This is a genomic window from Streptomyces sp. NBC_00683, assembly GCF_036226745.1.
Lineage (GTDB): Bacteria > Actinomycetota > Actinomycetes > Streptomycetales > Streptomycetaceae > Streptomyces.
Map to the genome: position 1 here is coordinate 354,484 of NZ_CP109013.1, position 11,975 is coordinate 366,458.

Genomic DNA, 11,975 nt, shown 5'->3' on the forward strand with positions numbered 1-11,975 from the left:
TCCTTCCCACCGCAATGCCCCGTACACCCGCCACGACCTCAATGGAGAGATCATGCCCAGAGCCATACCCTCCCGCGTCAGCCGGGCCGCCGTCGCCGGCGCGGCCATGGCGGGAGCACTCGCCGTATCCCTTCCTGCGCCGCACGCCTATGCGGCCGAATCCCTGGTCGTCAACGGTGACTTCGAGCAGGTCGCGGCCGACGGCGGCATCGTCGGGTGGCCGCAGAGCGAGAACCGCGACAGCGGCCGCGCCACCGTCATCGATGGTGCGGGCCCCGACGGCAGCCGGGCCCTCGCGCTCGACCTCGGCAGCGCAGCGGACAAGGCCGCGGTCGGCCAGGACATCCCGGTCGCCGACAACACCGGACTCCAGGCGTACCGGATCAGCTTCGACGAACGCGCCGTCGGCCTTTCCGGCTACGGCGGCGACCTGTGGGCCCGCGGTTTCGGCCATGACGCCCTCGTCGGCCGGATCTCCGGCACCACGGGCTGGCGCAAGGCGAATGCGGTTGTCCTGGCCCGGCCCGGGACCAAGGCCGTCAACCTGCTGCTCGCCCTCGAGCAGTCCACCGGACGGATGCTGATCGACAACGTCAGGGTCGAGCACATCGACGGCAACGCCGTCGGTGCCAACGTCCAGCCGACCGGTGCCGTCCAGCTCTCCTGGTACTTCGCCGCGGTCGGGGGAACCCCCGCCTCGTACCAGGTGCACCGCTCCACCCGCGCGGACTTCACTCCGGGGAGCAAGACCCTGATCCGGGAAGTCCCCGACGCGTGGACCGCCGAGGACGGTTCCGCCCGGCCGGGCAGCCGCTACACGTACAAGGTCGTCGCGCTGGCCGCCGACGGCTCGACGCTGGGCACCACCGCCCCGGAGACCGTCACCACCCCGTCGGTGTTCCTCGACGAGCAGCGGATCGATGTGCTGACGGCCACGGAGGACAGGGAGGGCGCCCGCCTGGCCTGGCGCCTGAAGGCCGGCAGCAAGGCTCCGCTGACGGTGTACGCAGGCGGCTCGGAGGTCGCCGACGGGAAGCTCCACAAGGCCCGCAAGGTCGGTACCTTCCACGCCACCACTGGCGGCGTCACGCTGTCGGACAGTGCCTGCGGGGGCGCCACCGGCTTCGCCGTCACCGGCAAGGACGGCAAGGTCCTGGCCACTGCGAGCCTGGCCGGTCTGCAGCATCCACGGATGGGAGTGACCGACAGCAAGCTCGCCGACGTGCGCAGCGCCATCCAGCAGGACGGCGCGCCCAGATCCACGTACAACGGCCTGGTGAGCCGCGTCGCCAAGGGCCTGCCCGCCTACAACTACCGCCCGGGCGAGGCACAGGCGTCCTGGGCGCAGGACGCCGCCCTCCTCTACCAGGTCAGCCAGGACCCGGCGTACGCGCAGACCGCCTACGACGCGCTGATCGAGTCCGGCCGGACCATGCCGTTCGTCAACGGCACCGCATACGCAGGGGCGGCAGCACTGGAGACCGCCAACGCCGCGGCTCCGCTGGCGGCCGCCTACGACTGGGCCTACCCGGCATGGACCCCCGAGCAGCGCACCGAGGCGCAGAAGGTGCTGCAGCGCGTCGCCGCCTACCTGGAGGTCTCGTACCACCCGAACTTCGATCTGCCGGTCAAGCAGAGCAACTGGACGGCGGTGGTCCGCGGCGGCGAACTGGCGCTGCGCCTCGCGGTGCGCGGCGACGGCCCGTTCGACCTGCAGGAGTACCGGATCCCGCAGCTCATCGACGCGATGGGCAGGCACCTGGACACCGCCTACTCGGAGACCGGCTGGGACCAGGAGGGCCTGGACTACTTCAGCTACGGGCTCGGCGTCGGCGGCCCCGGCGTGACCGGCTCGATCGACTCGGGCATCGGTGCGCTCAAGGCGAAGTGGCAGCGTCCGGGGTTCGCCAGCCTCCTGCTGCACAGCAGCTCGCTGCAGCCGGACAAGGCCCGCCTGCAATGGGGGGTCGGCACCACCACGGGTGCGCTCCCCCTGCCGGGCCTGATCTTCACCCAGGTGCCCGCCGACCAGCAGGCGGCGTGGCTGTGGCAGTACGAGAAGTCGGGCGGTGGAGGCGGAGCCTACGAACTGCTCAACTACCCGTACGGTGTCACTCCGCAGGACCCGGACGAGGCCCCCGCCGCGGTGCGTCAGGCCCTGCTCGACGACCACGGCGGCTCGTACCTGTTCCGCAACCGGTACCAGGACAAGGACGACGTCCTGGTCGGCGCGCAGAACCGCAACGACAACCACATCGGCTGGGGCGGCTTCGACACCTTCGCCCTCTCCCTGGTCAGCCATGACGTGACCTGGGCGCAGCAGCCGGCCAAGAACTACGCCAAGCGGGAGCTGTTCTCCAAGCCGCTCATCGACGGCTTCCCGGAGAAGCGCAGCACGGACTCCATCGCGGGCAAGGGCCAGACGCTCGAGTCCCGTGGCTACCCGGGCCAGGGCGGCGGCTTCGTCTCCTTCGACAGCCGCCTCAACTACGAGGTGACGAAGGCACGTCGGGACCTGGCGGTGGACATGCGCCCGGCCGTCGGTGCGGACTCCGTCGTCGCTGTCCACGACTCCTTCGCGGACAGTGCCTCGCACACGTACGCCTGGCAGCTCGCACCCGAGGCAGGCACCGCGATCACCTTCGGCGAGGAGGAGTCCGGCGCACGGACTTTCCTGTTCAAGAAGGGCGACAGCTGGCTGAAGGGCTGGGTGCTGAGTCCGGAGGGCGCCGAACTGTCCACGGAGAAGGGCGCGTTCAAGGTCTCCCGGACGGGCAAGGACGCCGACTTCAGGATCGTCCTCGCCGTCGGCAGGGGCACTCCGCCCACCGCCACCGCATCGGGCGGCGAACTCACCCTGGGCGCCACCACCTACGACCTGGACAACCTGCGGGACTTCGACCCTTCGCGGTAGTGGCTCCGGACGCACCGCGGCGGCGAGGACCTGCCCGGTCCTCGCCGCCGGTCCTCGGAGCGAGCGCATGGCGAGCGCTTCGAGTTCAACCGTTGCACACCACCGCACCGGCGCTGCCCGCCACGCAGCGCCTGTCTTCGGGGTGCCAGGTCAGCTGCTGCGTCGGGCAAGGCTGTAGATGAGGATCAGGACAGCCGCCGCCATCACCAGCACGTGCAGCCATGCGGGAGCAGCTGAGGCGTCGGCAGCTGCGGTCGTCGTGAACGGGGTCATCGCGCGCTCTCTCCTTCTCTGCGAGTGTCCGAGGCGGACTGCAACCGGTCAGGCGGTGTCACCGTCGGCGGCCTGTTCTCCACCCGTTGCCGATGCCTGCGACATGCAGGGCCAACAGGCCCAGGCCCAGCAGCATGACGTTCACCGAGGCGAAGACCTCGTTCGTCGCTATGTCGGCAGCGTTGATCAGAAAGGCGATGAAGAACAGCACCGCCGCAGCTATGGCCAGCATGATGTGACTCCTTCCGTTGGTTGGAACACGTGTGCCCCCGAAGGCAGAAAACAGACCTGGGGAGGGCGATCGCGAAGGAAGTCGATCCGCACCGGCGAATATCCGGGCCGGGCAGATCCCCTGGAGGCGCGTCACGCACCGGGAGGGTCGATGAGGACCTTGGCGTGCCTCGGGATCGGCCGGCGTGGCGAACGCGCCCGCGACGCCGTCCAGTCCCACCCGGCCGGACCCGGCCACCGGCCGAGGGCGCCCGCTCCGCCGCTTTGTCTCTCCACAAGAGAAAGTTGCGACTCGGTGTGTCAAAGGGGTATCTGGCCGGAGAAAAAGCCATTACCTTCCTGATCTGAACCGGACAACAAGGACCGAGTGCCCTCCCCTCCCCCTGGGGGCACCCGGCCTCCCGGCGCGACGGCGCGCGCCTGTGCTCCACCTTGACCCCGTCACCACACGGAGGATTCGCGTGCACAGGAGACTCACCCGAGCTCTCGCGGCGTTGGCCTGCACCTTGCTCGCCGCCGCGGGCACCCTCACCGCCCAGCAGAGACCGGCCGAAGCCGCGCCTGCGGCAGCCGACGAGTTCCAGCAGGTCACCCTTGCCAAAGGGGTGGCCGAGACCGGTGAGCCGATGACGCTCGCCGTCCTGCCCGACAGGTCCGTCCTGCACACCTCACGGGACGGCACCCTGCGCCTCACCGACGCCGCCGGTACCACCAAGGTCGCCGGCCGGCTCGACGTCTACTCGCACGACGAAGAGGGCCTCCAGGGCATCGGCGTCGACCCGGGCTTCACCGGCAACCGCTTCGTGTACCTCTACTACGCCCCGAAGCTCTCGACTCCCACCGGGGACGCCCCCGCGAACGGTTCATCAGCCGACTTCACGCCGTTCGACGGCGTCAACCGGCTCTCACGTTTCGTTCTCAGGACCGACGGCACCCTGGACACCGTGTCCGAGACGAAGGTCCTCGACGTCCCCGCCAGCCGCGGCCTGTGTTGTCATGTCGGCGGCGACATTGACTTCGACGCCCAGGGCAACCTGTACCTCTCCACGGGCGACGACAGCAATCCCTTCGCCTCCGACGGGTACGCCCCCCTCGACGAGCGACCGAACCGCAACCCCGCCTACGACGCCCAGCGTTCGGCGGGCAACACCAACGACCTGCGCGGCAAGGTGCTGCGCATCAAGGTGAACGCGGCGGGCGGCTACTCCATCCCGTCGGGCAACCTGTTCGCTCCGGGAACCGCGAGGACGAGGCCCGAGATCTACGCCATGGGCTTCCGCAACCCCTTCCGGATGTCCGTCGACAAGCCCACCGGGACCGTCTACCTCGGTGACTACGGCCCCGACGCCGGCACCGCGAACGCAGGCCGCGGACCTGCCGGGCAGGTCGAGTTCAACCGGATCACCAAGGCGGGCAACTACGGCTGGCCCTACTGCGTCGGCAAGAACAGCGCCTACGTCGACTACGACTTCGCCACCTCGACGTCCGGGGCAGCCTTCTCCTGCTCGGCCCCCAGGAACACCTCGCCGAACAACACCGGCCTGACGGACCTCCCTCCGGCCCAGCCCGCCTGGATCCCCTACGACGGCGGCTCGGTCCCCGAGTTCGGCAGTGGTTCCGAGTCACCCATGGGCGGGCCCGTCTACCACTACGACGCGGCCTCGACCTCGACGGTCAAGTTCCCCGAGCACTTCGACGGCGACTTCTTCGCCGGTGAGTTCGGCCGCAAGTGGATCAAACGCATCGAGCAGGGCGCCGACGGAGCCGTCCAGTCGATCAACGCCTTCCCCTGGCAGGGCACCCAGATCATGGACATGGCCTTCGGCCCTGACGGTGCGCTGTACGTCCTCGACTACGGCACCGGCTACTTCAACGGCGACGCCAACAGCGCCGTGTACCGCATCGAGTACGTCACCGGGGAACGGGCCCCGCTCGCCAAGGCGGCCGCCGACCGCACCTCCGGCAAGGCCCCCCTCACCGTGAAGTTCTCGTCCGCCGGCACCTCCGACCCCGACGGCGACCCCCTCACCTACGCCTGGAAGTTCGGTGACGGCGGCACTTCCACCGCGGCCGACCCCTCGCACACCTACACCACCAACGGCCGCTACACCGCGGAACTGACGGTCTCCGACGGCACCGGCAAGACCGCGAACGCCTCAGTGATCATCACCGTCGGCAACACGGCGCCCAGTGTCACCCTGGAACTGCCCACCGACGGCACCATCATCGACATGGGCGCCGCAGTCCCCTTCAAGGTCACCGTCACCGACCCCGAGGACAGTGCGATCGACTGCTCCAGGGTCAAGGTCAACTTCATCATCGGACACGACAGCCACGGCCACCTGCAGACATCCGCCACGGGCTGTTCGGGCACCCTCAAGACCATCGCCGACGGTGAGCACGACCCCAACGCGAACATCTTCGGCGTCTGGGACGCCGAGTACACCGACGGAGGAGCGAACGGACAGCCCGCGCTGACCACCCACGACCAGAACCTCAGCCAGGGCAGCCAGCGCCAGGCCGAGCACTTCGGGGACTCCGCCGGTGTCACGATCGTCGACAAGACGGCGGCACACGGAGGCAAGGCGGTCGGCTACATCGAGAACGGCGACTGGATCTCGTTCAAGCCGTACCTCCTCACCAACGCCACCAAGCTGACCGCCCGCATCGCCTCCGGCGCCGCGGGAGGGACCCTGGAAGTACGGGCCGGCTCACCCACAGGCACCTTGCTCGGATCGACGGCCGTCCCCGCCACCGGGGGCTGGGAATCCTTCCAGGACGTGTCCGCGAACCTCACCAACCGTCCTGCCGGCACCACCACCCTCCACCTCGTCTTCAAGGGGGGCAGCGGATCCCTCTTCGATGTCGACGACTTCACCTTCACGACCGACGGCACCCAGGCACGGACCGGCCCGATCACGGGCATCGACGGCAAGTGCGTCGATGTGGCGGCCGGAGCCAGTGCGGACGGCACGCAGATCCAGCTGTACGGCTGCAACGGGACGGCCGCCCAGCAGTGGACGGTCGGCACGGACGGGACTCTGCGCGCGCTCGGCAAATGCCTGGACATCAGCGGGGGCGGCACTGCCGACGGGACGAAGATCCAGCTGTACGGATGCAACAACACCGGAGCCCAGAAGTGGGCGCCGCAGTCGGACGGCACCCTGAAGAACCCGGTGTCGGGCAAGTGCATGGACGCGGCCGGAGCGTCCTCCGCCGACCGCACCAAGCTCCACCTGTGGACCTGTGGTTCCGGTGCCAACCAGAAGTGGATCCTGCCATGAGCCGACGACACAAGCGCCTCGCCATCTGGGCCGCGAGCGCTCTCCTGGGCGCCGCCGCCCTGCCCACGGCGGTCTCCACCGCCGCCGAACCCGAGCCCGGAACGCCCGCCCACCTCCCCTCCCCCGCGGCGGCCGACCCGGCGTACGACGTGCTGGTCTTCTCCAGGACCACCGGCTTCCGCCACTCCTCCATCGACGAAGGCGTCACTGCCTTACGCGAGCTGGGCGCCGCCAACAACTTCACCGTCACCGCGACCGAGGACGCGGCTGCTTTCAACCCCGCCGGCCTGGCCGGCTACGAGGCTGTGGTCTTCCTCTCCACCACCGGCGACGTCCTCAATGCCTCTCAGCAGACCGCCTTCGAGGGGTACATCAACGCCGGTGGCGGCTACGTCGGCATCCACGCGGCGGCCGACACCGAGTACGACTGGGCCTGGTACGGCGGTCTTGCCGGTGCTCTGTTCCGGTCCCACCCGCAGATCCAGCCGGCCACGGTGACCGTGGAGGACCGTGCTCACGACGCCACCTCGCACCTCGGCCGGACCTGGCAGCGGACCGACGAGTGGTACGACTACCGCACCAACCCGCGAACGACCGCACACGTCCTGGCATCGCTCGACGAGTCCACGTACAGCGGCGGCGCGATGGGCGGCGACCACCCGATCGCCTGGTGCAAGGACTACGAGGGCGGTCGTGCCTTCTACACAGGCGGCGGCCACACGGAGGACTCCTACACCGATCCCGCCTTCCGCCGCCATCTGCTCGGGGGCATCCGCTGGGCCGCGCGCCTGACGGAGGCCGACTGCCGACCGGAGACGGGCTACACGTCCCTCTACGGCCCCTCCGGCAGCCAAGGGTGGAAGCAGGCCGGACCTGGATCCTTCAGCGACTCCGACGCCACTCTCACCTCCCAAGGCGGCCTCGGTCTGTTCTGGTACGAGGCCAAGGAGTACAAGTCGTACTCACTGAAGCTCGACTGGCGGCAGGCCGGTGACGACAACTCCGGCGTCTTCGTGGGCTTCCCGGCCTCCGACGACCCGTGGTCGGCCGTCAACAACGGCTACGAGATCCAGATCGACGCGACGGACTCCCCGGACCGCACCACGGGATCCGTCTACGGCTTCAAATCGGCTGACCTGCCCGCCCGCGACGCGGCGCTCAACCCGCCGGGAGAGTGGAACACCTACGAGATCCGGGTCGAGGGCGAACGACTCCAGGTCTTCCTCAACGGCCGCAAGATCAATGACTTCACCCAGACCGATCCCGCCCGCAGCCTCCAGCAGGGCCACATCGGCCTGCAGAACCACGGCGCCGGCGACGACGTCTCCTTCCGCAACATCCGCATCAAGGAACTGGGAGCCTCGACCGGACCCCGCGAGGGTGCCATCACCGGTATCGGTGCCAAGTGCCTCGACGTCGCGAGCGGCGCGAGTGCCGACGGCACGCAGATCCAGTTGTGGACCTGCAACCGTTCGGCAGCCCAGAAGTGGACGGTCGTCGCGGACGACACGCTGCGGGCCTTGGGCAAGTGCATGGACATCAGTGGTGGCGGATCGGCCGACGGCACGAAGGTCCAGCTCTACACCTGCAACGGCACCGGCGCCCAGAAGTGGGTACCTCAGGCCAACGGCACGCTGAGGAACCCACAGTCGGGCAAGTGCCTCGACGCGTCAGGAACCTCCTCGGCGGACGGAACCAAGGTCCACCTCTGGTCATGCCACACCGGTGCCAACCAGAAGTGGGTTCTGCCCTGAGCAACCCCTCGACTCCGTCGGCACCGCGGGAGGCGGCGCCGACGGAACCGGCCGCGACACCGGGCCGGTGACGGCGGCGGGCGCATGACGCCGAAGCGCCCCGCCGCCGTTCCTCCACGTTCCAGGGCGGCATCAGGACGAGGGTGGTCAGGCCGGGATTCAACGACAACGCCAACGCTCAACGTGCCCGACCGATCATCAGGTGTCGCACCGGCCACATCGTTGTTCGAGCAGGTCGCGCTTGATTCTCCCGCCATGCCCCACTGCTGTTCCACCGGCCTTTGAGGCGGGACCTACGGTGCCGACTCCCCGGCCCCGTCGTGACTCGAGGCGGCAGCGGATACAGGGACGGGGCTGTAATAGACGGAGCGTCCCTGCTTGAAGCGCTCCAGCAGCCCATTGGCGACCCCCTGCTCAAGCGTGTTGCGCACCACCGCGACCTGGGGCTTGCGCTGGGGGTGCGACTCGGTCAGGGCGGCAGCCACCTCGGCGGCAGACCTCGGTTCCCGCTGACCGGCGAGGTATCCGGTGACCAACTCACGCCACGTAGGCTCGCCGGAGCCCTTGGACGCCGCGGCCCCGTCGGCGGGAACCTCCTGGACCGCCTGGGACTTCGGCGCGCGTCCCTTCTTCTCCGACGCAGGCTTGCTCTTGGGGCGGCGGGCTGCGGGAACGGACGCCTCCTTGCGGTCCTTGCCCTTGCGCTCCTCCGGCTTTCCGGAACCGCTCAGCACGTCCTGCATCTTGACCAGGACCTGCTCACCCTCCTCCAGCTGGATGAGCTCGTCCTGCAGACGGGTCAACTCGGCACGCGCCCGGTCCTGTTCCTTCCGGTTCGCCGCAAGATCCTCTGTGATCCGCTGCGTGTAGTCCGCGCTGATGGTGGACGTAGGAGTGTTTTCGGACATGCAGTCCTCGGCTTTCGCTGTGTCTCAAACGCCTATCAAGGCTGATGCTACCGACCACAGCGACGGCAACGGCCCAGGAGATACCAATCCACCACGGAAGATGGCTTTTGCGGCGCGCGCTCACAGGGCTCCGCATCCACCGGGAGGGCAGACCTTGACGCCTTACAGCTCCCCGGCGTTGGCGCGAAACTGTGCACACGACGTCGACGCACCATCGTGGTGGCGCGAGGCTCCCCACCTCGTGACGTGCAGTCGTCCACCTGCTCGGACAGCTCCACCGGCGCATGAACTCGCCCTCACGAAAAGGCCGTTCGACGCCTTCTCCCACGGCGCCCGATCCATTGACGTGGCCATGACGTTTGGCTAGCTTCGGAGAGCGCTCTCATGCTGGACGGCGCACCCCCCACTGCGACCAGATGTTTCAGGAGCCTCCTCCATGAAGCCACCGAGAACGGCATCCATCGCTCTCCTCGCCACGCTGACAACGTTATCGACGCTCCTCGTAGGCGGGATGTCGTCCACCGCCGCCGCGGCACCGACGGTCGTGTGCAACAAGTACTGCGACGCGCGGGATCCGGGACTGAGTCCCCAGGACCGTATCCCCGTGACTGCCACGGTCTCCTCGCGGTCGATCGCGCTGCACTTCGACGACGCCGACGCGATGGGGTGGGCGTCCATCGACAACGGCGGACCGAACGACCAAGTCTGGTTGGACCGATCCATGGACGGCGGCCGGACCTGGGCGTCGGGAAGCCGTCTCGGCGACACCGCGGTGCCCGCCGGAGGGCGCGGCTGGCGCACCCAGATGTACAACGTCGACGACTGGAACACCCAGGGCGTCGGCGCTCTTCGGGCCTGCGGGCAGCCTGCCGGAGGCGCCATCGCGTGTACCCCCTGGGCACGCACCACCTGGAACGCGGGCAGCAGAAGCACCGCTGCGGCCACCGCCCTGATGATGTCGTTCGACCGGGGCACCAAACTCTTCGGCGGCAACGGCTGGTGGACCAGCGCCAATGCGCTGACCGCGATCATCGACAACATCCGTATCAGCGGCATGGGCAGCTACACCTACGCCATCGCCGAAACGTACGAGAGGAACCTCAACGCGCAGGGAGGACAGTTCCGGAACGAGTACCTCGATGACACCGGTTGGTGGGGTCTGGCCTGGATCGCCGCGTACGACCTGACCGGCGACCGCCGTTACCTCGACACCGCGCGGGCCGACGCGGACCACATGTACGCCAACTGGAACAGCACCTGTGGCGGTGGGGTCCGGTGGAACACGAACGGCAACTACAAGAACGCCATCACCAACGAGCTCTTCCTCCAGCTCACTTCCGCCCTGCACAACCGCATCCCGGGCGACATCGTCTACCTGGAGCGGGCAAGGAACGAATGGAGCTGGTTCCAGCGGAGCGGCATGATCAACGGTGACCGCATGATCAACGACGGTCTCAACGACTCCTGCGCCAACAACGGTCAGCCCACCTGGACGTACAACCAGGGCGTCATCCTGGGCGCGTTGGCGGAATTCCACAAGGCCACCGGCGACTCCGGCCTCCTGACCACCGCACGCGGACTGGCCGACGCCTCCTCGGTCCGGCTCCAGACCGATGGCGTACTGCGCGAACCCGGCGAGGGCGACAGTTGCACGGGAGACGGCCCGAGCTTCAAGGGTGCCTACGTCCGCGGCCTCGGCACCCTGAACCGCCAGCTGTCCGACCGCCCTTATGCCGCCGCCCTCACCCGCTGGGCGAACAGCGCCTACGACCGTAACCGCAACGCGCTCGACCAGTACGGCCCGCACTGGACCGGGGGCAGCGCCACCACCGACTACGGCTGCCAGCAGAGCGTTCTGGACCTCCTCAATGCCGCTACGGGCTGAGAAGCCGAGGAGTGAACTGACGGCGTGCGGGGGCCGCGTGGGAGACACTCGGCTTTCCGCACCTTGAGGGATGCGCACGGCGGGATCCGGGTCGCGGGATCGGTCCTCCGATCAAATGGCCTGATCGCTGAGGACCTTGGCGTGTTCGCATCGCCACCACGGCACTAGAGTGAGACGGTGACCTCCCTGCCGGAAGACCTGCCGTCACTGATCAGCGAAGACGACCGCGACACGGCCGTGCGGCGCCTGCAGGAGGCGTACACCGAAGGGCACCTCTCTCACGAGGATCTGGACGAACGCCTCCACCAGGTGCTCACCGCCAGGACACGCGGCGACCTCGTGTCGCCTCTGGCCTCGCTCCCGGAGGAGAAGGCAGCCACCACGTCCACGATTGCCGCCGCCGGCGGACGGATCCGGCGGCGCGGCGCATGGCGGGTACCTCGGACCCTCAAGGTCGAATCCGCATTCGGAAGTGTGTCCCTGGACCTGACCCGGGCGGTCATCGAGCATTCGGTGGTGGACATCGAGTTGCAGCTCGGCACCGGCAAGGCCAGGATCACGGTGCCTCGCGACGCGATCGTCGATGTGGAGGGTCTGCACACCGGGTGGAAAGACACGCGCTACAAGGCCCGGCGGCGCTCCCGCCTCGGCGGGCCGAGTATCCGGATCTCCGGGACCATGGGTTTCGGGCGGTTGAAGATCCGCCACGCGTGGCGCTGAGTTCCA

General features: G+C 68.6%; 8 protein-coding genes. 5 read left to right on the forward strand and 3 right to left on the reverse strand.

Annotated elements, in window-relative coordinates; genetic code table 11:
• Positions 1-52: 52 nt before the first annotated feature.
• Positions 53-2,914 carry a hypothetical protein gene (locus OG257_RS01745; protein WP_329204233.1) on the forward strand — a complete coding sequence of 954 codons (2,862 nt, stop codon included), beginning with the start codon at positions 53-55 and terminating at the stop codon, positions 2,912-2,914.
• A 150-nt stretch (positions 2,915-3,064) separates the two neighbouring features.
• Here OG257_RS01745 and OG257_RS01750 read toward each other — a convergent pair whose 3' ends face one another.
• Together OG257_RS01750 and OG257_RS01755 are read right to left on the reverse strand one after the other, a co-directional pair.
• A complete protein-coding gene (locus OG257_RS01750; RefSeq protein WP_329204234.1) occupies positions 3,065-3,187 on the reverse strand; it encodes a hypothetical protein in 123 nt (40 codons plus the stop codon).
• Between the two features lie 58 nt (positions 3,188-3,245).
• Positions 3,246-3,419 carry a hypothetical protein gene (locus tag OG257_RS01755; protein ID WP_329204235.1) on the reverse strand — a complete coding sequence of 58 codons (174 nt, stop codon included), beginning with the start codon at positions 3,417-3,419 and terminating at the stop codon, positions 3,246-3,248.
• Positions 3,420-3,879: 460 nt separating this feature from the next.
• On the opposite strand from OG257_RS01755, the gene OG257_RS01760 reads away from it, so the two are divergent.
• Both OG257_RS01760 and OG257_RS01765 read left to right on the forward strand, forming a co-directional pair.
• The gene (locus tag OG257_RS01760; protein WP_329204236.1) at positions 3,880-6,702 is read left to right on the forward strand and encodes a PQQ-dependent sugar dehydrogenase; all 2,823 of its coding nucleotides are present in this window, start codon (positions 3,880-3,882) and stop codon (positions 6,700-6,702) included.
• The gene (locus OG257_RS01765) at positions 6,699-8,456 is read left to right on the forward strand and encodes a ThuA domain-containing protein (protein WP_329204237.1); all 1,758 of its coding nucleotides are present in this window, start codon (positions 6,699-6,701) and stop codon (positions 8,454-8,456) included. Before OG257_RS01760 ends, OG257_RS01765 begins: the two co-directional genes overlap by 4 nt.
• A gap of 293 nt (positions 8,457-8,749) precedes the next feature.
• Here the strand turns inward: OG257_RS01765 and OG257_RS01770 are convergent, their stop codons facing one another.
• Positions 8,750-9,364: a hypothetical protein gene (locus OG257_RS01770; RefSeq protein ID WP_329204238.1), complete on the reverse strand. Its 615-nt coding sequence runs from the start codon at positions 9,362-9,364 to the stop codon at positions 8,750-8,752.
• A gap of 436 nt (positions 9,365-9,800) precedes the next feature.
• Between OG257_RS01770 and OG257_RS01775 the strand changes: the two genes are divergently transcribed.
• Both OG257_RS01775 and OG257_RS01780 read left to right on the forward strand, forming a co-directional pair.
• Entirely contained in the window at positions 9,801-11,249 is a 1,449-nt protein-coding gene (locus OG257_RS01775) for a glycoside hydrolase family 76 protein (protein ID WP_443054238.1), read from the forward strand.
• Between the two features lie 177 nt (positions 11,250-11,426).
• Positions 11,427-11,969, forward strand: a complete 543-nt coding sequence (locus tag OG257_RS01780) for a DUF1707 SHOCT-like domain-containing protein (protein ID WP_329204239.1) — start codon at positions 11,427-11,429, stop codon at positions 11,967-11,969.
• Positions 11,970-11,975: the final 6 nt, after the last annotated feature.